Annotated in this window: 15 protein-coding genes; 8 read left to right on the forward strand and 7 right to left on the reverse strand. The window is 45.9% G+C overall.

Annotated features, from left to right (window positions below; genetic code table 11):
* Nucleotides 1–62: 62 nt before the first annotated feature.
* Complete coding sequence (locus tag QUA90_RS05995; RefSeq protein ID WP_333444364.1) at nucleotides 63–1,991, reverse strand: ATP-binding protein; 1,929 nt, start codon at nucleotides 1,989–1,991, stop codon at nucleotides 63–65.
* Nucleotides 1,992–2,620: 629 nt separating this feature from the next.
* Between QUA90_RS05995 and QUA90_RS06000 the strand changes: the two genes are divergently transcribed.
* The gene (locus QUA90_RS06000) at nucleotides 2,621–4,264 is read left to right on the forward strand and encodes a GTP-binding protein (protein WP_333444366.1); all 1,644 of its coding nucleotides are present in this window, start codon (nucleotides 2,621–2,623) and stop codon (nucleotides 4,262–4,264) included.
* A 60-nt stretch (nucleotides 4,265–4,324) separates the two neighbouring features.
* Here QUA90_RS06000 and QUA90_RS06005 read toward each other — a convergent pair whose 3' ends face one another.
* Nucleotides 4,325–5,458, reverse strand: a complete 1,134-nt coding sequence (locus QUA90_RS06005) for an adenylate/guanylate cyclase domain-containing protein (protein ID WP_333329336.1) — start codon at nucleotides 5,456–5,458, stop codon at nucleotides 4,325–4,327.
* Nucleotides 5,459–6,089: 631 nt separating this feature from the next.
* Between QUA90_RS06005 and QUA90_RS06010 the strand changes: the two genes are divergently transcribed.
* Nucleotides 6,090–7,019: a phosphoribulokinase gene (locus QUA90_RS06010; protein ID WP_333083222.1), complete on the forward strand. Its 930-nt coding sequence runs from the start codon at nucleotides 6,090–6,092 to the stop codon at nucleotides 7,017–7,019.
* Between the two features lie 75 nt (nucleotides 7,020–7,094).
* On the opposite strand, the gene QUA90_RS06015 is transcribed toward QUA90_RS06010, so the two are convergent.
* Nucleotides 7,095–7,283: a hypothetical protein gene (locus QUA90_RS06015; RefSeq protein ID WP_333083223.1), complete on the reverse strand. Its 189-nt coding sequence runs from the start codon at nucleotides 7,281–7,283 to the stop codon at nucleotides 7,095–7,097.
* 110 nt (nucleotides 7,284–7,393) lie between these two features.
* On the opposite strand from QUA90_RS06015, the gene QUA90_RS06020 reads away from it, so the two are divergent.
* A complete protein-coding gene (locus QUA90_RS06020) occupies nucleotides 7,394–8,374 on the forward strand; it encodes an ABC transporter ATP-binding protein (RefSeq protein WP_333329340.1) in 981 nt (326 codons plus the stop codon).
* A gap of 94 nt (nucleotides 8,375–8,468) precedes the next feature.
* On the opposite strand, the gene QUA90_RS06025 is transcribed toward QUA90_RS06020, so the two are convergent.
* The gene (locus tag QUA90_RS06025; protein WP_333444439.1) at nucleotides 8,469–9,965 is read right to left on the reverse strand and encodes an NB-ARC domain-containing protein; all 1,497 of its coding nucleotides are present in this window, start codon (nucleotides 9,963–9,965) and stop codon (nucleotides 8,469–8,471) included.
* Nucleotides 9,966–10,461: 496 nt separating this feature from the next.
* On the opposite strand from QUA90_RS06025, the gene QUA90_RS06030 reads away from it, so the two are divergent.
* Nucleotides 10,462–13,431 (forward strand): hypothetical protein, encoded by a 2,970-nt coding sequence (locus QUA90_RS06030; RefSeq protein WP_333444368.1) that lies wholly within the window; start codon nucleotides 10,462–10,464, stop codon nucleotides 13,429–13,431.
* Between the two features lie 136 nt (nucleotides 13,432–13,567).
* Here QUA90_RS06030 and QUA90_RS06035 read toward each other — a convergent pair whose 3' ends face one another.
* Nucleotides 13,568–14,584, reverse strand: coding sequence for an adenosine kinase (locus QUA90_RS06035; RefSeq protein ID WP_333388458.1), 1,017 nt, complete (start codon nucleotides 14,582–14,584; stop codon nucleotides 13,568–13,570).
* Between the two features lie 153 nt (nucleotides 14,585–14,737).
* Between QUA90_RS06035 and QUA90_RS06040 the strand changes: the two genes are divergently transcribed.
* The 4 genes from QUA90_RS06040 to QUA90_RS06055 all read left to right on the forward strand — a co-directional run bounded on the left by QUA90_RS06040 (nucleotide 14,738) and on the right by QUA90_RS06055 (nucleotide 18,062).
* Nucleotides 14,738–16,297: an AAA family ATPase gene (locus QUA90_RS06040; protein ID WP_333388455.1), complete on the forward strand. Its 1,560-nt coding sequence runs from the start codon at nucleotides 14,738–14,740 to the stop codon at nucleotides 16,295–16,297.
* Nucleotides 16,298–16,383: 86 nt separating this feature from the next.
* Nucleotides 16,384–16,710, forward strand: a complete 327-nt coding sequence (locus tag QUA90_RS06045; RefSeq protein WP_333329351.1) for a hypothetical protein — start codon at nucleotides 16,384–16,386, stop codon at nucleotides 16,708–16,710.
* Between the two features lie 182 nt (nucleotides 16,711–16,892).
* Complete coding sequence (locus QUA90_RS06050) at nucleotides 16,893–17,687, forward strand: YdcF family protein (RefSeq protein WP_333329355.1); 795 nt, start codon at nucleotides 16,893–16,895, stop codon at nucleotides 17,685–17,687.
* Nucleotides 17,688–17,828: 141 nt separating this feature from the next.
* Nucleotides 17,829–18,062 carry a hypothetical protein gene (locus QUA90_RS06055; protein ID WP_333214159.1) on the forward strand — a complete coding sequence of 78 codons (234 nt, stop codon included), beginning with the start codon at nucleotides 17,829–17,831 and terminating at the stop codon, nucleotides 18,060–18,062.
* 92 nt (nucleotides 18,063–18,154) lie between these two features.
* On the opposite strand, the gene QUA90_RS06060 is transcribed toward QUA90_RS06055, so the two are convergent.
* A complete protein-coding gene (locus QUA90_RS06060) occupies nucleotides 18,155–18,388 on the reverse strand; it encodes a ferredoxin-thioredoxin reductase variable chain (RefSeq protein ID WP_333057518.1) in 234 nt (77 codons plus the stop codon).
* Between the two features lie 274 nt (nucleotides 18,389–18,662).
* Nucleotides 18,663–21,434, reverse strand: a complete 2,772-nt coding sequence (locus QUA90_RS06065) for a DUF3536 domain-containing protein (RefSeq protein WP_333444370.1) — start codon at nucleotides 21,432–21,434, stop codon at nucleotides 18,663–18,665.
* Nucleotides 21,435–21,794 lie beyond the last annotated feature (360 nt).

Below are 21,794 nucleotides of genomic sequence, written 5' to 3' on the forward strand. Positions count from 1 at the left end.
AGATTGCGGAGCGTGCTTCCAGTTGCATTCTTTTTTGAAACAGGGATTAAAACGAATAATTTTTAAGTTTTTACAGTTCCTCTCTTTTCGGACTTGGTTGGCGCGTTCCCGTTGCCGATGGAATTTGATTCCCGATCAATTGGAGGTTGTAAGAGCGTATTTTGCCTTAAATTCTCATGCTTAATCGGCAGGGCGATCGAAAATTCCGTCCCCGTTCCCACCTCCGACCAAAAGTTAATTGTCCCCCCATGTTTTTTAACGATAATTTCGCGACCGATTGCCAATCCCAAACCAGTACCTACACCTCTCGGTTTAGTCGTAAAGAATGTTTCAAACATTTTTTCTTGGCTCTCTGGTGCTATTCCCGTACCGTTATCAGAAATTCGCACTACCACTGAGTCGTCGTCCAAGTATTCTGTAGCAATCACAATCCTCGGCGAAAAACTCGGTGCTTCCTGGAGTGACTCCGAAGCCGATTGTTTTTTCGCCTCGACTGAGCTAGACTTCTCACTTTTTGCTTTCTCTTCCACAGCATCTAGTGCATTGTTGAGAAGGTTCACAAATACCTGGTAAAGCAAACCCATATAGCCTTCCACAGTCGGAATATTCCCGTAATTTCGCACCACTTCAATGCCCTGTTTGATGCGGCTGTTGAGAATCAGCAAACTGCTGTCTATGCAGGCGTGCAAATCGACGGGATGAGGGGCCGCCTCGTCGAGGCGAGAAAAATCTTTCAAACTTAAGATAATAGCTTTTGCTCTTTCCGCCCCTAGTTGCATCGAGTCAAATATTTTGCTCAAATCTTCTTTGAGAAAATCGATGTCTATTTCTTCGCCTTTCGTGATAACTGCGGCCGGGGGGTTGGGAATTTCTGTTTCGTAAGTTTTGAGCAAGTCTAAAATATCTTCAACATAATTTCTGCCAGGAGCGATATTGGCATAGATAAAATTGATTGGGTTGTTAACTTCGTGAGCAACACCGGCTAACATCCGCCCCAAAGTTGCCATTTTCTCATTTTGAAGTATCTGGCTTTCTTGTTCAGATTTCAATTCTTCTAGCAACTGATTTACTTTCTGAATGAGTTGATTCAGCGAAGCTGCTAATACTCCTACTTCATCGGTGCTGGTAACTGGTACTTGCAACTGAAAATTAGATTCTTTAGTCACTCGCTGAGCGATTTTAGTTACAGCGGCGAGGGGTTTGGCGATCGCCCGACTGGTGAAGCCCGCCAGCACTGCTGCAACGATGATCGACAGTGCCATGCTACCCAAAATTATTTGCACCCGCAGCGTCTGGGCTCGCAGCAGATCCTCCCGCCCTGCATCTTCTTGCTCTTGGGCGCGATCGATAATTTCTGCTATATCATTGACCGCCCTATCTAGTTCCAACCCTATTTTATCTCGATCTAAATTCGACAGCAACTTACGTTTTACAAGTTGTTTAGCGGGGTTATTTGGCAATAGAATGATTTTTTTATTAACTGTTTCTATTCGAGCAAGATAATTAGACAATAGCGAATCGCAAGTTTTTTTAAATTTTTCTATGCCTTCTATGTCTTCCATGTATTTAGAGTTCTTAACTTCAGATAATAACACCTTCAAATTGTAAATATTGTTTTGTAGTTGTTCGTATTTGTTGTCAAAAATTTTGGGCTGTTCTAGCCCGTAAATAAGCCATTCTTGGCTATTTTTAGTTCGCAGTAAAGCCACCTGTAACTTATTTAAAAGCTGAGTTTCTCGATCGATGTGTACTTGATTGTTAGTTCTGCGATAGTAATGAGTGCCCACCAACATCCCGATAGTCGTTCCTCCAATCGCAACACAAAGAGCCAGTGCGTACCCACTGCTGATTTTGTCGCGAATACTGAGGTTGCCCAAGGAATGGGCTATGTGAGCGAAATAATTGGGCTTGAGTGGCTGGCTCTCTTTGATGTGATGCTCGCAAGAGGTAGAGAGTTCTTGTGAAGGCTGATTTAGATGTTTGAGCTGCATAGATGCTAACCTGTGAAGAATTCACGCACTGACAATTCAGTCTAACTTAACTCGCGGCTAATTTGAGAGTACCGCATTGATATTTTATGTGATAATTTTTGTAAATTAGGATGCTCTTACGTTGCCTAAGAAACCCGGTTTTTCATTTCCGCTTTTGGAGCTTCCAGGAGGCACTTACCTTAAGAAATAGGGTTTCTGGATACTTCATGCGATATTTTATTCTTAATAAAAAAGTATGGCTCGACTCGCGATCGAATAAATCACCGAATAAATAAGTAGGTAAATGCAAATAAACCAGCCTGCAGTTGCGGCGGGCGATAAACTGTAGGTGAGTTATCGTGCAAGCTACAATTGCAGCAAGAGCGCGATCGCACTCCATCTGCACCCGCTACCACTAAAACCCCGCAAACCGCGCCCGCAGTCGGACAGAATCGCGATTTGCGGACTCGCGCAGTACGATCCTCTTCGTTGGCGTAGCCCCCGTAGGCGCGGGCTTTCCTTCGGATCGCTTCGCTAACGGTAACGGGCGCTTCGCCATTTTAGATTTTAGATTTTAGATTTGCAATGACTGATGACTATCGGCGTAATGTAAAAATCAAAGCATAACCCTTTTATTTGCCACTCCCCTCATGCCTTTGCCGCGCCTATTAACCTTAATTGCTGCTTTCTGCCTCGCCCTGGGGCTGATTATTGGGCTGGTGAGTTCCTTAACAGGGCTTTACAGTCAAGTTGCGTGGTCTGCCTCTCCGCTGCTGGCTAATTTGCTGATTTTCCTGATAATTGTACTTTTGGGAACGCTAATTTTTGCGCTGGTTTACTATTTTAGGTTGCTGCAACGCCCTCAGAAAGTTAAGGGAAAACGGCCGATTACTCCGAAGATTCCTGTTGTGAAAAGTGAAGCTGCTTCGGAAAATCTCAAAGCAATTCGGCAACAAGTCGATCGCATTCAAGATGAAGTAGCGCGGCAAGCTTTGCTGTTGAGAGCTCGCGAAATTGAAGCTAGCATGGCTCGCGGCAGCGTTCGAGTAGTTGTTTTCGGCACCGGTTCTGCGGGCAAAACTTCCGCTGTCAATGCGCTGGTGGGGCGGATGGCGGGACAGGTGGGCGCGCCGATGGGAACTACCGAAGTTGGGGAAACTTACACTCTGAAATTGAAAGGAATCGATCGAGAATTAGCAATTACTGATACCCCAGGTATCTTGGAAGCGGGAGTTGCGGGGACTTACAGAGAAGAATTGGCGAGGCAGTTGGCGGCAAGGGCAGATTTGATCTTATTTGTTTTGGACGGCGATTTGCGAAAATCAGAGTACGAACCGCTGCGGACTTTGGCGGAAATTGGCAAAAGGTCGATCGTGGTTTTTAATAAAGTTGACCTTTATCCCGACACCGACAGAGATGAAATTCTCGATCGACTGCGGCAGCGAGTCAAAGGTTTTGTATCAGCAATGGATGTAGTCGCCATTAGCGCCAATCCGCAAAAAGTTGTACTAGAAGACGGCACAATTTTTCAGCCAGACCCGGATATTATGCCATTAATTCGGCGCGTCGCTGCGATTTTGCGAGCTGAAGGCGAAGACTTAATTGCGGACAATATTTTGCTGCAATCTCAGCACTTGGGAGACCAAGCGCGCAAGTTAATTGATGCTCAAAGAAGGCGGCAAGCTGATAAGGCAGTAGAGCGATTTCAGTGGATTGGAGCCGGAGTAATTGCTGTCACGCCTTTGCCTGTTGTGGATTTGTTAGCGACAGCAGCAGTTAACGCTCAAATGGTAGTAGAAATTGCCAAGATTTACGGCTGCGAATTAAATATCGACCGCGCCAAAGAATTGGCATTGTCTCTAGCAAAAACCCTAGCAAGTTTGGGAATAGTTGAAGGCGTAATTCAAGTAGTATCAAGGGCGCTGCAATTAAGCGTAGCCGGGTTTGTACTTGGCAAAGCAATTCAAGCAGTCAGCGCCGCTTATTTAACCAGAATTGCCGGTAAAAGTTTTATTGAATATTTCCGTCATGACCAAGATTGGGGCGATGGTGGCATCACCGAAGTTGTGCAAAGGCAGTTTCAGTTAAATCGGAAAGACGAGTTTGTCAAAGCATTTGTCAAAGATGCGATCGCCCGCGTTGTCGAACCTCTGAACATCTATCAGCAGGAATCGGAACCCGAATTAGAAATGTCAGCCGAATTGGAACCAGAAGTAGAACCAGAACCTTTGTATCCGCGGCCCCAATACGACGATTGGGAAACACACAGCAACAAGCGAAAGGATGAGTGGTAATTGACAACTGACAACTGTCAACTGTCAACTGACAACTGACAACTGACAACTGTCAACTGACTAATTTCGCCCCACCAACAAATAAGCCATCATTTCTCCTTTACCTTTAATCTCAACAACACCGCGCCTTTTAAACAAAAATTTATCTTTCAAACACTCGTAAACCGCAGCAGTCACCTGAATTTCCCCCGGAATACCGCTTGATTCCATCCGCTGAGCAACATTTACTGTATCGCCCCACAAATCGTAACTAAATTTAGTTAAACCAATGACTCCCGCCACCACCCCACCAATATTTATCCCAATGCGGAGACTAAAGTTGTGATTGTTTTCGACATTGAAGCTAGCGACAGCAGCTTGCATATCCAGTGCCATTTGGGCGATCGCAAAAGGGTGATTTTCCTGCGGTTCTGGCAAACCACCCACTACCATGTAAGCGTCACCCATAGTTTTGATTTTCTCCAAACCGTGCCGTAACGACAACTCGTCAAATTGACTAAAAATTCGATTGAGAACTTGCACCGTTTCTGCAGCACTTCTTTGAGATGCAAAATTCGTAAATCCCACCAAATCGGCGAATAAAACGCTGACATCCGAAAAGCTGTCAGCAATTATGCTTTGTCTCTCCTGCAAGCGCTTTGCAATCGGTTTTGGCAAAATATTTAATAGCAATTCTTCAATTTCTTCTTTCTGAGACTGGGTTGTTTCCAACAGCAACCGCGTTTCCATTTCTGCCTGTTCCCGATAGGCGATTTCCTGCTGCAACATCAGATTTTTATCCCTCAGTTGCAACTCTAGTTCCCGCAGCCGCAATTGATTTTCTACCCTAGCTACCACTTCTACGGTTTGAAAAGGTTTAGTAATGTAGTCCGCCCCGCCAGCCTTAAAGGCTTTCACCTTCTCAGAAGCTTCTACCACAGCAGTCAGAAAAATAATGGGAATGCCACGAGTGCTAGCGGTAGCTTTCAAGCGACTGCAAACTTCATAGCCATCCATATCGGGCATCATAATATCGAGCAAAATCAAGTCAGGCTGAGCCAAATCCACAGCATCGAGTGCCTGTTGACCGCTAGATGCAGCTTCTACTTTATAGCCTTTCCTGGATAAGATCAGCTCCATTAACAATAAATTGTTAAGACTGTCGTCCACAATTAAAATACTGCCCCTTAATTTTTCTGAAGATGGTTGATTCATGGGCTTGCTACGGGCTTAGTTAAACTTAAAATTTGTTTAAATTTATAAATTACGCACAGGTGCGTCCAAACCTATTGTTTTTTCACGGAAAGACGCATTGCCGAAGGCAAGCAAGAGGAAAAAAAACAGGTTTGTGAGGGCATGATTGCCTCCTCAACTCAAATTTATTATACTAATTTGTCAAAACAGCGAAAGCTGGGGCTAAAATTTCATATTGCGGATAAATTCGATCAGCCTCAGCATCGATTGATTGACTGGCAAATTGATTCACTACTTGCTGGCAAGTTTTGAAACCAAAAATATCCCACGAACCCCACCGCTGCAATTTGCACTACAAAAGACAAAGGAGACTACCCGGACACTTTGCAGGGGGAATTTTCCCGAAATTTTGACGCGGAGCTGGATTCAAAAGTAGGATCGAGCTCCTGGGCGGTTGAGAAATGGGCGTGATTTTTTAATCAGATGTTCCCTGAGTCTCCCGTGCCGCATTATATTAAGAAATATAACAATATTTTTACACATTGGGGAGACTCCGGGGGATCAAGTCAAACCGAGCGATCGGATCGAACACAACTTTGATAAGATTTAAGATTGACAACAAAATTTGCTATTGTGCGTCCGGGTAAAAACAATGAGCGATCGACCAATTATTCTCGGTATTGTCGGAGACAGCGCAGCGGGCAAAACCACCCTGACGCGGGGAATTGCCCAAGTATTGGGGCCAGAAAATGTCACTGTGATTTGCACTGACGACTATCATCGCTACGACAGAAAGCAGCGGGCCGAAATCGGAATCACAGCATTGCATCCCGACTGCAATTACCTCGACATCATGCAGCAGCACCTCAGTCTGCTGCGTACCGGACAAGCAATTCTCAAACCCATCTACAACCACACCACAGGTACATTCGACCCACCGGAATACATCAAGCCCAGCAAATTTGTCATAGTTGAAGGTTTGCTCGGTTACGCAACCCGAACAATCCGCGATTCTTACGACGTAAAAGTGTATCTTGCTCCTCCCGAAGAGTTGCGAACTCAGTGGAAAGTTAAGCGCGATATTATGAAGCGCGGTTATACTGAAGAACAGGTGCTTGCAGAAATAAAAAAACGGGAACCGGACTCTGAAGACTTCATTCGTCCTCAGCGCAAATCGGCCGACGTTGTAGTTAGTTTTTACCCGCCAGAAGCGGATAATGAATCAAATTTGAGCGTCCGTTTAGTGCTCAGACCGACAATTCCTCACCCTGATTTTACTGAGATTTTAGGTCGAGGCAGCGAGAGTTTTAAACCTGCAATTCGCTTGGGACTCGATCGGGATATGGGCAAACCAGTTGACGTTTTGGAAGTAGACTCGCACGCTACCAGCGAGCAAGTAAACGAACTGGAAATGATGTTGTGTAGCGAGTTGCCACACCTGCGAGGATTTTGCTCCGCCCAAGGCAACCCGGAAATTGGCAAACTTATCGGCACAACTGGCGAAGTTTTGCAAAGTTACCCGCTAGCTTTGACGCAGTTGCTAGTTGCATATCACATGATGAAAGCAATTCATGTGTATTAGTTAGTTGTTAGCTGGCAGTTGTTGGTTGTTAGTTGTTAGTTATTATTGCAATGATTAATAACCAATAACCAATAACTAATGTACTCGGAAAGTCAGATTAGCATTAGCTAATTGCTGAATTGGCATGGAGACTGGCAACTGACTTTGAGGTGCGGGCAGCATTTCGCCTCGGAAGTCGAGGAGGGTGACGAGCAGCAGGTAGGCCACTGCTAAAATTATAGAAATCACCCCAGTGATAATAGCAATAATTTTTGAACGATCCATATTCCGAATATTTTCAGTACAGCTAATATTAGCTTAACATTAAAAAGAGCGATTATTACTGAACTTATGCCATAGAATATAATCAGGTGCTACTTATTTCGCTTACGAAAATGGAACCTCTTATAGACGCGCCAAATCACACCGAGATGCACGGAGCTACCCCTGTGGTGGAAACATTTAATCTGGGGAAGTTCTACCGTACCGGCTTCTGGATGAATGAAAAAATTGAATCGCTCAAAAATTGCACTCTGACTGTCTCTGAGGGGGAAACTTTCGGGTTGTTAGGGCAAAATGGAGCGGGGAAAACTACGCTGCTGAAAACTTTGCTGGGTATAGTGCGCCCCACTTCTGGGCGGGCGCTGCTGTTGGGGAGGCCTTTGGGCGATCGCGCTGTGAAGCAGCGAGTCGGCTATTTGCCAGAAAATCCCTATTTTTACGATTATCTCACGGGCTGGGAATTCTTGCAATTTGCGGCTGGCTTGTTTGAAATTCCCCCCTCGATTCAGCGGCAGCGAATTCCGAATTTGCTAGACTTAGTTGGGCTATCTCAATCGGCAGCAATTAAAAAACAGTTGCGCCAGTATTCTAAGGGAATGCTGCAACGGATCGGCATGGCTCAAGCTTTGATTAACAATCCAGATGTGGTATTTTTGGATGAGCCGATGTCTGGTTTAGATCCGATGGGACGCTATCAGATGCGGGAGATAATTTTATCGCTGAAAAATCAAGGAAAAACAATTTTTTTTAATTCGCATATATTGTCTGATGTGGAGAAGATTTGCGATCGAGTGGCAATTTTGGCGAAGGGTGAGTTAATCTGCATTGGTGCGATCGACGAAATTCTCGGTAATACTGAAACTTACCGGGTTGAAGGTAGGGGCGGCCACTTGAATATCCTGAAAAAATGGATACCGGATATGGAAGTTGATAATGATTTGTGGTACGGTCATTTGCAGGGCGATCCGAAGGAGTTTCTTTCTAGTCTGAGCGGTACGGGAGGGCAGCTAATTGGGATGAATTTGGCTAAGCCTACTTTGGAAGAGTTTTTTATGCAGCAACTGCAAGAAAGAGGGATTTATTCTAGTGGTTGAAGTCCCTAAAATCGGCGGCTGAAACCGCGTCTACACAAACAAAGTCCGCCTTCGCGGACTATGGAAACGGGCAAGATGCCCGTTCCACAAGAGTTTAATTTTCTTGTGGGGTGGGCATCTTGCCCGCCCCTGAAAGGCTAATGTTTTTAACCTCTGTTAACAACGGCAACTCTATATTTCCACACACCAACTCTGCACAATTCCACTGTCGCAAATACTCACAAACTTCAGAAATAATCGCATTTGCTGCATCTAAATCTCCTGCTTGAGAAGCATGATAGTGCGCTCTGATTAGGGGCTTAATATCCTCGATTTCTTGCCATTCCGATTCCGGTTTGATCGGAATGCTGATATAATAGTTATAGGCTTCGCTGTGGGCGGTACGGAGATTTTCAGCGTTTTGATTTAGCAGGTACTCGCCCTTTTCTCGAACTAGCGGATGCAACTGATAGGATTTGAGGTGGTGATCGTAATATAGCAATTGTCGGCGTTTGAGTCCCTGAATAATATTTTCTTGGAGTTCATACTTGCTAACTTCTGGCATTTGAGCGCTAATTCCCGCAAAAGATAGGGGATATTCTGAGGTTTGATAGACAGAAATTCGGCTGAGACAAGTTTGCTCGCCGTGGCCCAGACGTGCTATCATTTCATCGATCGCTCTTTCAATATCTCGAATCAGCAACCAGTCTCTCGGGTGCAGAAAAATCCCGACATTTCCCTGAAACTCGGTATCGTCTCGAATCAAGGCTGCGACGAGTTGTAAGGCTTTGGGATGTCCAGAATAGCGATCGCCCATTTCGGCTAATTCTTCTGGGTTTGCAGTCAGATTAAAAGATTGCAACAGGGAAATTGCGCTATCTCGATCCAATCCGTTTAGCTGGATTTCGCGGGTGACTGTTGACGGCAATTCGGCTAAGCTTTCGCGACTGGTGAAAATAATTTTGCTTTGATGTTCTGTTTCTAATAGTTGTTTGAATAACCAAGCATATTCTGCACAATCCTCTGCGAAATAACCAGCCGCTTTTGCCTCTCCAGCTTTCAAAAGTGTGTCGGCGCGATCGAAAACGAGCAAGCAAGGTTTTTCTCTGAGGATTTTGAGCAGATTTTCGGTTTTTTTGAAAGAGTCATCTTGAGCAGTGACGGCTGCGGTAATGTCGCCGTTGGAGAGGGTGAATAGCAGCGAGTCAATTGTGCGATCGCAGGGGGGTGCTTTGTCTGTTGCCGATTGCAAGGATTGCCAAGCGGCGCAGGTGAAGGGGGTTTTTTCTGTGTGGAGTTGGCGAATTAGTTGGCTGATGAGGGTGGTTTTGCCGATTCCCGGTAATCCGACAATTGAGATGGCGGTGATGTCTGAGTTAATAATAGTAGTTTTTAAGATGTCGATTTCTTTGGTGCGCTGTACCCAATTTCTGACGGGGGGTAAGTTGTCGGGGAGGGGGAAAGTGCGATCGTTTTGGTTGTCTTGGGGGATATCTGCGATCGCGGCGGCTAAAAGTAATTCTGTTTGTTTGATATCATTGCGCTCGATAATATCTTCCCAGTTATTGATTCCTACAGCTTTGCAAATATCGATAAATGTTTCGCGTCGAATTCGGTTTTACGCCCAAAACCTCCTTAAAGTGGCTTTTGAAGTTAGAGCGGCTTTACACCAGGTATCCTCACTTTTATTCCATCCGAGATTGCGTCTTACCATGTCAATGATTTTTAGCCCTTCTTCGGATGCTCTGAGCAAGCCTGCCATTGCTACTCCTCTACGGAAACTCTGCCTTAGTAAATAATGTTACATGATTGGGTGAGCCAAATGAGCCTTTTATGTTGAGCCAAATTGTGAGCCGTTTAGCCGATAAAGATTCAGGATTTTGGAGTATTGTGAAATGATGTGTTTGGCTGTCAGCTACGTTTGACGGTGCATCTGGCGGGCGATCGGGGATACGGCCGATCAGCTGTTGGGAGCGATGTAAAGTTTTATTACAAGAATAGGGCGAACTGCATAAAAAGCAGATGAAGGCCCTGATAGATATCTAGGAAGGCTTGCTAGGCGGGCTTTGCTGGTTTTGAGGTAACTATATTTTTGAGGAGATGGGATTATGACGAATATTAGCTTAGGGCAATTCATTGATGAGAGTTTGAGTAGCACTGATACTAATAACCCCAAAAGATTGGGTAACTTCTCCGATGACTATACCTTGACAGGGGTTTCCAATTGGCAGCAAGTTCAAGTTAACCTCGGCGCAACAGCTTTTGACGCTTACCTACAATTGGTAAATGCTTCAACAGGTGAAGTAATTGCCGAGAATAATAACTATATTCTCGGTAGTAAGAATTCACAGTTAAAATTTACAGTAGTTCCTGGTGTCAATTACGCGATCAGAGCTACTAGCTTGAATGCGAACGAGACAGGAGACTATACCATCATAACTAACTCGTTAGGAACTGCATCATCCCTAGTTGTTACGGTAAACGGACGAGCAGGAACAGTTGATCCATTAGGAAGATTTGTGCCGATAGGAACTTTTGCCGATCCAGAAACTAAATTACGATCTTTTAATGATATTGCTTTCTCTAATGACAATAAAATTTTGAGTATTAAGCAAGATTCAGTTGGTAGCCAGTTATACAGCCTCGATCCAGGCTCAGGCTCATCCTCATTAATTGGTAATTTGCCTTCTGACGCGACGATGACCTCTCTGGAATTTTCGCCCGATCGCACACTTTACGGAGCTAGTGACTCTCCAGGATTATACACCATTAACCCTCAGACTGGAGTTGCATCATCAATCACCAACTTCAACACCTTTTTTGGGCCTGCAACTACACCTACAGACCTAGTATTTGATCCTGTTAATAACCGATTTTTGTTTGCTGAATTAGGCGTTTTGTTCTCTGTGTCCTTAACAGGTGAATCCACTCTGATTGGTGAGACTGGATTTGGTGATTTGAGGGGATTGTCCTTTGAGGGAAGCACTCTTGTTGGTTTCACACTCGATGAGCGTATCATTATCAATCCCACAACTGGAAAAGGGACTTTCGATAAAAAAATTACAGGTCTTGAGTATAGAGAAGATCTTACAGATATTAAGTTTGCAGATATTAACATTGATGATTACATTCTTGGTGCAGGGTCTATCCCATCTGCGACTCTAACTCCAACTCCCCCGACACCAACTCCCCCAACACCAACTCCTCCAACACCAACTCCTCCAACACCAACTCCTCCAACACCAACTCCTCCAACACCAACTCCCCCAACTCCAACTCCCCCAACTCCAACTCCCCCGACGGTTGTAACTCCACCTCCGACACCTCCGACGGTTGTAACTCCAACTCCGACACCCCCGACGGTTGTAACTCCCTTTCAGGAAAAGCTACCAAACACAGTCACGGCTGATTTTGTTGACTCAGACACGGATAAGATTTTAAAAAATGGTATAAAAAATTTAATTGCTATCAATGATACCGCCCCCTTGGCTGTTCAATTGGGTTCAGATTTATCTGGCTTCAATACAAGTATTCGCGAACTTGACAAGCTCGATGATTTTAAATATGGATTCTGGCAGGAAGGAATTAAAAATGACCCAGAAAAAAAGACACGAAAAGTAGAGATTAGGCAACTTAGCGAATCACCTAAACCAGAAAATACTTGGGTACTGATTCATGGATGGAATGATACATCTGACAGGTTTCCAGATTTAGAAACAGCACTTAAAGATGCAAAACCTAACGATCGAGTTTTGTTACTAGACTGGAGTGATGCTTCTAGCAATGGTGGATTGCCAAAGGACAATGGAAACTCTACATATGCTACCGCTCGCTTAGGCAACTACTTTGCAGCTAAGTGGGCAAGCCCTGTTGCTGAATGGGCCGTTAAAAAGCTAGAACAAGAGTATGGAATTGATGGTAAAGCAGCTCGTGAAAATCTAAAAATAGTAGGCCATAGCCTTGGCTCACTCGTCAGTAGTGAAATGGGAAGGATTTATACATTAGGCACTAATAGAAAAGGTGAAAGTGTCATACCCAATGCAACTGGAATTAACACGATAATAGCGCTCGATCCTCCTTCACAATTGAATATAGATGTGTATTCAGGTTACACAGCAAGCTACGATTTAGATGGAAGAACAGCAAAAGTAGACCGCCCAGAATTCTTCCAGGATATCGCCCGTAATTCCCTAGCCTTTGTTGGTGCGAAAAGTCTTGGAGGAAATCAACGCCTTGCTGCGGGATCACTAAATTCGTTCCAAATGGATTTTGGTAATATCATAGATTCTGGTGAAGAGCATTTTGCAGTTATTAAAACATTTACGGAGTTAATCAAGGAAAAAGGCGAAATAGGAAACCGCATCCTCAACAGCCAAACCTTTAACGCAAGGCAGAATACCTTAATTTATAATTCTGAAGATGCAAAGAATGGATTGGCACATGAAGGGGTTCTTTCTGTTAAAAAACCTAACGAGCCAATTCAACTTAAAGTCAGGAATGCAAAAACGTCAGGTGAAAATGACTTTATATCTTACGAAACGCCTAAAAATGACTACGTGATTGGTGAATTCAGTAACGATTATATTCTAGCGGACGCAGGAAACGATGCCATTTACAGCACTACAGGAAACGATACCCTTTACGGTGATCAAGGGAACGATACCATCTATGCAGGAAAAGATAATGATATCCTTTTTGGTGGTGAAGGTAACGACTTCCTTTCAGGTGATAGGGGCGATGACACTCTGATTGGTGGCAAAAATAAAGATACGCTGACAGGCGGTTTTGGGAGCGACACCTTTGTATTTTCACGAGGCGATACTGCTTCTAGCATAGGTGATGCTGATATCATTACCGATTTTGGAAATAGCTTTATTGGCTTTGGTGGTGTTGATAAGATTGGGTTAGCAGGTGAATTGAAAGCCAATATGATTGATTTGGAGTCATTTAACAACGGTGGCGCGCGGACTGCACTGAAGGTTAAGGGAACTAATGAATATCTGGCTGTGCTGAATGGCACTTTCAGTATGGCTGATTTGAAGCTTCAGGAAAACTTCGTGATTCCAACAATTTCTTGAATAATCAGATACCTCACCTGTTAGACATTCCAAAAGCTTAATCGCCCTTTCCCTCATCCGCGTCCATCCGCGTGCATCTGCTGTTCAAAAGTGCGATCGCCCTTAACACAAAAAGAGCGATCGCCCATTTCAATTCCTAACCAGAAATCACCTCACTCAAAAGATGAGCCTGAGAACCCTCCAGACGCGGCCCGTGAATCTGCACCACCCTAGAAGCCAAATAATTGCCCCAACGAGCCGCTTGTGTAGAACTCAAACCATTAGTAATTCCAAACAAAACACCGCCCGCAAAAGCATCGCCAGCACCCACAGTATCGATCGCCTTTACCGGAAATCCAGCCACATCAACAATCTGTTTGTTCTCCACCACCATGCAGCCTTTATCCCCATTAGTGATAAAAGCCAAATCCGAAATCTCGGTCATTTTCCGAGCGCACTCTGACAAAGATTCCTCCTTAAAAAAGCTCCGAACTTCATCAGAATTGCAAAAAATTACATCGCAATATTCCGAAACCACCTTGTGAAAATCATCAGCAAATCGATCGACTAAAAAGCCATCCGAAAAAGTAAAAGCCACCTTCACACCCAGACGCTTAGACTGTTCCATCGTCTCAATGCTAGCCTTTCTCGGATCGGGAGCATCCCAAAGATAGCCCTCAACATAACTGTACTTGCAGTGACTCAGGCGATCGACATCAATATCAGTCGCCGCCAGAGTAGTAGAAACACCCAAATTAGTACACATCGTGCGTTCCGCATCCGGCGTAGTCAGCACTACACAAGTACCCGTAGGCCCGTTCGACTCAGCAGCAGGATGCACGTTAAAATCAATCCCCGCCGCCAGCAAATCTTGTCGGTAAAATTCTCCGTTAGTATCCTTAGCAACCTTCCCCGAATAATACGCTTTACCGCCGCTCTGAGCCAAACCAATCATCGTATTTGCCGCCGAACCCCCCGATCGCATTTGCAGCGAATTGTGCTCTAAATCGTGCAAAATCCCCCCCTGCGTTTCCGAATTCATCAGCGTCATCCCGCCGCGATTCAGCCCGTGGCCGAGTACAAATTCATCTTCCACCAATGCTAGAATGTCTACCAGGGCATTGCCTACCCCAAACACATCCACCGAACGGGAATCTTGATTATTTTCTGTCATCGCTGCTTTTTTTTTACACTAACTATCAACTCTATAATAAATCGGATTAAAGTCAACATCCCCACTCCCAATCTAAAGTCCCCAACTTAAAATCTAAAATTCAAAATCCAAAATCCCCAATCTAAAATCTAAAATCCAAAATCTAAAATCGCTATGACTTGTCTCCCACCTCTGATTCAGCAAATGTTGCAGCCCGGTTTTTATCCGCACGGGGTGACAGAACCAGTGCAGCTAATTCAGACTCACGCTTCCTTTGTCCTGCTGACAGGAGATTATACTTACAAAATCAAGAAACCAGTCAACTTTGGCTTTTTGGACTATTCTTCCTTGCAGAAAAGGCACCATTTCTGCAAGGAAGAATTGCTGCTGAACCGACGCACTGCACCGGAAATTTATCTAGAAGTTTTGCCAATTGTTCAAATTGGGGATTCGTTTCAATTGGGCAGCAACTTACCTGCTATAACTCCGGCTGAAGTTGCTGTAGAATACGCACTGAAAATGCGGGAGTTTCCTCAAGATTCGCTGTTGCTTAGTTTGTTGGAACGCGGACTGTTGACCGAGCAAATTATGGCAGACTTAGGGCGGGAAGTTGCCAAGTTTCACAGCACGGCAATTAGTAATAGCTACATTCGCACATTTGGCGAAGTTAGTCAGATTCGTACAGCAATAGACAACAATTACCTGACTTCGCAAAAATATATCGGCGGGCCGCAGAGTCAAGCCCAATTTCAGGAAACCAAAGATTATACTGATGCGTTTTTTGCGGAAAATCAAGAGTTATTTAACCTGCGGATTGCCAATAATAAAATTCGTGAGTGTCACGGAGATTTACACTTGCGGAATCTAGCATTGTGGCAAGATAAAATATTGCTATTCGACTGCATAGAATTTAACGAACCTTTTCGCTTTGTTGATGTGATGTACGATGTGGCTTTTACAGTAATGGATTTGGAATCGCGCGGACGCAGAGACTTGGGTAATGCTTTTCTGAATACTTACATCGAACAAACAGGGGATTGGGAAGGACTGCAACTGTTACCTCTGTATTTGAGCCGTCAAGCTTATGTTAGAGCGAAAGTAACTTCGTTAATGTTGGACGATCCGGCTATTTCAACTGACCAAAAAGCAGAGCTTTCACAGACAGCAGCTCATTACTATAAACTGGCTTGGCAATACACACAATCGCACCGGGGAAAGTTAACTTTGATGTCCGGTTTGTCTGGTTCTGGCAAGAGTACAGCGGCTCGATATTTGGCTCGCCGCACTGGGGCAATTCATATTCGTTCGGATGCTGTTCGCAAACATTTAGGCGGGATTTCTTTAAATGAACGCGGCGGACAAGATTTGTACTCGGATGAAATGACCGCGCAGACTTATGGTAGATTGTTAGAGTTGGGGATAATTTTGGCTGACCGAGGTTGGGATGTGATTTTAGATGCAAAGTTCGATCGCCAAAACTTGAGAACCGATGCGATTAATCAGGCTCAATCCCACGGCTTGCCCCTGCAAATTATTTACTGCACCGCACCAATTGAAGTATTGCGAGAACGACTGCAACAGCGCAGGGGCGATATTGCCGACGCGACAGCCGAACTATTGAGTTCGCAGCAAGCAGCTTTTGAACCTTTTACAGAATTAGAGCAAATTTCTGTAAAAATTGTAAATACCGCCCCAGACTTAGAGGTACAATTAAACGAGATTTGTGGGGAGTAGTTGCAGCTCGATCGCCCTTGGCAATTTGATTGTCTGCTAATATTGTAAATATCTTTCTGTGTTATTACAAACAAAACTTGCAGCTTATGCCAAAATTTACCGGAGACTCCAAGGGGTTTAGCCCCGCGCTGATATGGTTTGTGTTGTTTACCGTTGGGTTTCGCTTAGTAGGATGTAAGCTGCTCCTGAGTCTCGGTCTTGGTGTCCTCGGCGGCGTGGCAGCAGGTTTAATTGTCGCTTGGTGGCACAACGAATTACTACTCAACCCGAATATGAATTCCCAGGACAAAACCTCGGATGCTATCCTCAATAAAGAAGTAGTGCAAAGGGACGGCCATAAATATAGCAAAACCTCTAGGGCTGATGCTGCTACATTGTTTGGCTGGTTATCTGGGCCAGAGGATCGTCGCTAGCACTTCTAATAGTTTTGAGTATGGAGATTGCTTCCTGCCTCGTAACGCTGCGCGGTTTTAAGTTAAAGAGTTCAAAATTCCTAACTCAATACTAAAAGTTAACAACTCTCGCCAGCTAAATTACTAATTACCGATTACCCATTCCCCATTTCCACTAACGAGCAATTTGAATTACTTGCTTAATGTTTGTATTTCTCTCGAAACTCCTGCCACTGTTTATTTATCCTTTGGGGTTAAGTTGCCTGTTAATGATGGCGGCTTTAATCACACTTTGGAAGCGTCCCAAATGGGCGGCGGCGCCAATTGCTGTGGCTCTAATTATTTTACTGCTCGGAAGTAGCGGTTGGGTTTCAAAATCATTAGTTCGATCGCTCGAATGGCAAAACTTACCAACCGCCGAACTCCCCCAAGCTGAAGCGATTATCGTCTTGGGTGGCGGTGTCAAAGCAGCTTTACCTCCCCGTCCTTGGGTAGAATTAGCGGAAGCGGGCGATCGAATAATCTACGGTTCCCGACTTTACAAGCAAGGCAAAGCTCCTTTGCTAATTCTCAGCGGCGGTAGAGTAGATTGGAAAGGCGGCGGGTCTCCCGAATCGGCAGACATGGCAGAAATTGCCCAAACAATGGGTGTACCGGCATCAGCAATTCTGCAAGACCCCGATTCACACAACACTTATCAAAATGCCGTCAACGTGCGGAAAATTTTAGATGTTAAAGCTATAAAAGGACCGGTTTTGCTAGTGACATCGGCTATGCACATGACTCGATCGCTCTTAATTTTCCAGCGTCAGGGAATAAAAGCAATTGCGGCACCAACAGACTTTCAAATCACGCAGCAGGATATCGCAGCATCCCAAAGCAATTGGCAAGCAGTCGCCTTGGATTTATTGCCGGATACCTATCAGTTAAACCAGTCAACTAAAGCTTTGAAAGAATACATCGGCTTAATCGTTTATCGGCTGCGGGGATGGCTTTAACAGAATTTTAAATTTGGGGTTTTGGATGGAAGAATTTAAGTAGTCTCAACTGTTAAGTCACTTCCCAAATCCAAAATTGATTCAGTGTGCTAGCTTAAAGTCAATACAGCCAATATTAGCCACCGTCGCCCCCAAACAATCATGCTGCCCCACGAGTTGCAAAACATTGCCCCAGAACCGACTCCCGCGGCCGAAATTTTTCAGAGACACCAAATTGTCCGCGAGTTTTACGACGAAATTAAGTACCGTCAAGAACTAGAACTTCACTGCCAGTGGTATTACGCTACAGCCAAGCAGCATCAGCAGGAATTGCAGAAAATGCAGGGAGATTGGAATATTTTAGGTTGGTTCAGCCGCAGAGGGTCGAAAAATTAAGGATTAAATAAATTACGAATATTAACTTAATCCCACTTTAAACAACCGAACCCCAAGATCCCGACTTCTTTAAGAAGTCGGGGATCAAACAGCTAGACTTCCGAAGATATCAATTCGACCTCATCCTCTTTGAAATGAGCTCGAAATTTTTTGTCAAACTGAACTAGAACCGGCCAATTAGCACTGACAGGTCGGCCGTGCCATTCGTGAACGATCGCCACGACTTCTCCTTCCATACCCTTAATATCAAATGGTTGACTGCGATTTTCAGGGTGGTGGTAGACAACAACAGAGTTTTTAATGCAAACGCGATCGCCAACTTTCATAAATTTAAACTTAGTGTTCTTTCTTCCAAACTATACAAAGCGTGCAAGTGCAGAACACCTGTACGCTTTGGCTACAGTCTTTTTATCTTCCCACAAGTAGAGCGAAAACTTAAACAAACTTGGCGGTTCCCTGTCGGTGCTTCGATCGCCCGCCGCGATCCCGGGAAGCCGCAAGACAGATCTATTCTCGGTTGATCCTGCAAGCCCGATCGGCCTTTAAAGCTCGATCGGGCGGATTCTCAAGGGCAGGAATAGATGCAGGCTAATCAGAAAACTATTTACTTAACTGATTTAACCAACACTCAACATCAACAGCCAAGGTTTGACCCAACTCCAGCAACTGCCGGATCGAAGACAACTCCCAGCCGCCGCCTGAACGTGCAATCTCCAAGGCAACAGCAGCCACCGCAGTTTCGTCCGCCGAGGCATCTTGCCGTTGCAGCCAGCCCAAGCACAGAGGCACAATTTGGCTGTACAGAGAATCGAAATACAGTTCCTGCGATTTGTCCAAACACAAGCCTAAACTCAGCCGATCGCCCACAGCAATCAAACGCTCGATCGTGCGGATATCAGCTTCCAACTTGACAGGCGAGCGCTCATCCACACCCGATCCTGCTTGCAGCAGCGCGTCTAGCGATCGCCAAACCATCTTTTCCAAAATTTCCTTGACTTCGGGAACGTTCAACCGACAGCGGAGATGGCCGCTTTCAGTGGCGATCGCCTCAATTTCTGCCAGCAGCGGTTCCACATCCTCCGTTTCCACTTCCAGCGCCTTGGCCGCCGTCAAACAGCGGTGTCCCAAAGCCACCTCAGCAGCCACCTGTAACTCTACAGGTACCGGCAACTCGTCTCGGTGGAACGCCATCATCACCCCGTAGTTTTCGCGGTAAACCTGAGTGTAAAGCTGATCCAACCGAGTCAAATTTTCCTGACTCAGCAACTGCACGATCCGGTGGCGTTCCTCAGCAAATAAATCCCGCAAGCTAAAGGACTGATCCCCAAACAGGCGCACCATTTCCAGAATCGCGTGGGCCGCCGAAGCTTCTTGCATAACTCCAAACAACCGCTCTTTGAGCATAGTGTAAGACCGGCGGCTGCCAAAAGGCTGAATGCAGCAGTGGAAGTCCCAGCCGCCGAGGTGCAACGCAGCAAACACAAAAATCTCTGTTTCCCGCGTAATTTCCGAGGTTAACTGCAATTGACCCACAGCCAGAGTCATCGAGCCCATGCGCTGAATTTGGAAGTCTTCCTGCTGGGCCTGATAGCAGTAAACTCGCTGTTCCCGGGGATATTTGGCAAACAGAGAACTAATCGCGTAGTGGGCGGCCACTTGTCTGAGACTAATTTGGGCTGTCACCACAAGTTTGCGGTAAACTTCGGCCCCTGTTTGGAAATAGTCAACGTTGCTGGGTACGAGGGCTAGTTGAGCGACAAAATCCTTTTCTAGCTGGACGCCGGTAACTTCGCCCGCCAATTCCAGCGCCCGGGCCGCGTAGCGCAGAATTTGCACGCCTTCTGGCCGCGAGATTTCTTCAAAAAACCAGCCGCAGCTAGTGAACATTAACAGGGTGTGGCGCTGCATTTCCAGCAGTCGCAGGGCGTCCACCTGTTCGGAGGCATCGAGGGGGCGCACTTGATGGCGTTGAAGGAAACTGTCAACGTTAGCGGGCGATCGATCCCGGATGACCTCAATATATTCATCTCTGGCTTTCCAGGGATCGCTCAACAGCTTGCGCCCCGCTTCTTCGTAAATCGGAATCAGTCGATCGCGCAGCCAATTGAGAGTATCTCGCAGAGGGCGGCGCCATTTGAGGTGCCACCCGCCGCCACCACCGCAGCCACAATCATCTTGCCAGCGATCGACCCCGTGAGAGCAACTCCAGGCCGTCACGGGTTTGAGTTCCACTTCCCAAGCGCTCGGATTTTGACTTAAATAATGAGCAAAATTCGTCACCGTCCAGCCGCGGCGGGGAAACTCTTCTGTGAAGGCGTAAGCGAGGCATTTTTCTGTACTGTTTTTGTGGTGGCCGAAAGTTTCGCCGTCCGTCGCCACGCAGATTAATTGAGCCGGTCGGTGGTCTCCCCGTACTGCTTGACCCAAGCGCCCTGCCAAATGGTGGCTGCTGCTGAGAACGTCATTGAAGCCCATATCTCGCGAGATCGGGCCGTCGTAAAAAAAGATATCAATGTAGGGAGTGTTGGCAGGTGGGGCTGCAGAATTTTGGGAGTGCTGGCGGCCAAAATAGTGAGTGCTCAGCGGCGAGAGTTGGTGGTCAGCCATCAACCGCATTTCTGGCTTCAAATAGCAGCGGTACGGGCGAGTCGGATCGATTTGGCCGCCGCCGACTTCGTGCCATTCGGAATTTTCCGCTGGTTCTCCTTCGTGGTTTTGCCCGATTAGCGGGCGGCAGCGTTCGGCTTGGGAGGGGGCTAAGACAATGAAGCGGATGCCTTCAGCGACTAAAACTTCGAGGGTGGCGTAGTCTACGGCGGTTTCGGCGAGCCACATTCCTTCGGGATCGCGATTGAATCGGGAGCGAAAATCTGCGATCCCCCAGCGAATTTGGGTGTATTTGTCTCGCTCGTTAGCCAGCGGCATGATGATGTGATTGTATACTTGGGCGATCGCGTTGCCGTGACCGTTGAGGCGCTGACAGCTTTTGCGATCGGCTTCCAGAATCCGCTGGTAGACTTCCGCGTCGTAGCGTTCGAGCCAGCTCATCAGGGTCGGCCCGATGTTGAAGCTCATATACTCGTAGTTGTTGACGATCCCCCCGACTTCGCCGCGATCGTTGAGTATGCGGGCAAAGGCGTTCGGGCGGTAGCACTCGATGTCAATGCGTTCGTTCCAGTCGTGGGCTGGAGAGGCGCTGGCTTGGCGTTCGATCGCGTCCAGGTAAGGGTTTTCCCGGGGCGGCTGGTAAAAGTGACCGTGAACCGTCACGCACACCCCAGTTGCAGCAGCCACGCTGGTTTGGGTTGCAGCCGTTACGGTTGGCGAAGACAAAGGCAGCACATCGGATTGAGTAGTAGAAATCGAAACCATGCGAGCGAATCCTCAAGTAGTTAAAGACAATAAAACCAGCCTAATTAGAAACTGAAACCTTACGCAGCAAGAGTTACAGCTAGGCATCTGTTCGGGCTAAATTTGGCTGACAAGTTTTGATACATTTGTAGTATGGCGAGCAAAGCATTCGTTCCAAGATGCCAACCGTCGATCCCTGGGTTTTTCTGCCAATGCTTTGCTGTTGAAAGACTTAAAAAAGGTAGCTTTTGCTGCTTTTTGGCACTTGCGACCCATTTCGGGTTCGTGCTTGCAGGGCTGCTCATTGAGATTTTGATTTACATAGCTGGATTTTAAAGTCTTATTCAGTAAATAGCAAGTTTTCGCCGGAAAGATTTAATT

Origin of the sequence: Microcoleus sp. D3_18_C4 (assembly GCF_036702355.1) — a bacterium.
Classification (GTDB): Bacteria; Cyanobacteriota; Cyanobacteriia; order Cyanobacteriales; family Microcoleaceae; genus Microcoleus.

What these genes read in the sequence shown, in the direction of transcription:
- QUA90_RS06040 (WP_333388455.1), top strand. Translation starts at nt 14,738, where the DNA reads ATGACTTGTCTCCCACCTCTGATTCAGCAAATGTTGCAGCCCGGTTTT.
- QUA90_RS05995 (WP_333444364.1), bottom strand. Translation starts at nt 1,991, where the DNA reads ATGCAGCTCAAACATCTAAATCAGCCTTCACAAGAACTCTCTACCTCT.
- QUA90_RS06060 (WP_333057518.1), bottom strand. Translation starts at nt 18,388, where the DNA reads ATGAAAGTTGGCGATCGCGTTTGCATTAAAAACTCTGTTGTTGTCTAC.
- QUA90_RS06005 (WP_333329336.1), bottom strand. Translation starts at nt 5,458, where the DNA reads ATGAATCAACCATCTTCAGAAAAATTAAGGGGCAGTATTTTAATTGTG.
- QUA90_RS06030 (WP_333444368.1), top strand. Translation starts at nt 10,462, where the DNA reads ATGACGAATATTAGCTTAGGGCAATTCATTGATGAGAGTTTGAGTAGC.
- QUA90_RS06015 (WP_333083223.1), bottom strand. Translation starts at nt 7,283, where the DNA reads ATGGATCGTTCAAAAATTATTGCTATTATCACTGGGGTGATTTCTATA.
- QUA90_RS06000 (WP_333444366.1), top strand. Translation starts at nt 2,621, where the DNA reads ATGCCTTTGCCGCGCCTATTAACCTTAATTGCTGCTTTCTGCCTCGCC.
- QUA90_RS06065 (WP_333444370.1), bottom strand. Translation starts at nt 21,434, where the DNA reads ATGGTTTCGATTTCTACTACTCAATCCGATGTGCTGCCTTTGTCTTCG.
- QUA90_RS06050 (WP_333329355.1), top strand. Translation starts at nt 16,893, where the DNA reads ATGTTTGTATTTCTCTCGAAACTCCTGCCACTGTTTATTTATCCTTTG.
- QUA90_RS06020 (WP_333329340.1), top strand. Translation starts at nt 7,394, where the DNA reads ATGGAACCTCTTATAGACGCGCCAAATCACACCGAGATGCACGGAGCT.
- QUA90_RS06010 (WP_333083222.1), top strand. Translation starts at nt 6,090, where the DNA reads ATGAGCGATCGACCAATTATTCTCGGTATTGTCGGAGACAGCGCAGCG.
- QUA90_RS06045 (WP_333329351.1), top strand. Translation starts at nt 16,384, where the DNA reads ATGCCAAAATTTACCGGAGACTCCAAGGGGTTTAGCCCCGCGCTGATA.
- QUA90_RS06035 (WP_333388458.1), bottom strand. Translation starts at nt 14,584, where the DNA reads ATGACAGAAAATAATCAAGATTCCCGTTCGGTGGATGTGTTTGGGGTA.
- QUA90_RS06055 (WP_333214159.1), top strand. Translation starts at nt 17,829, where the DNA reads ATGCTGCCCCACGAGTTGCAAAACATTGCCCCAGAACCGACTCCCGCG.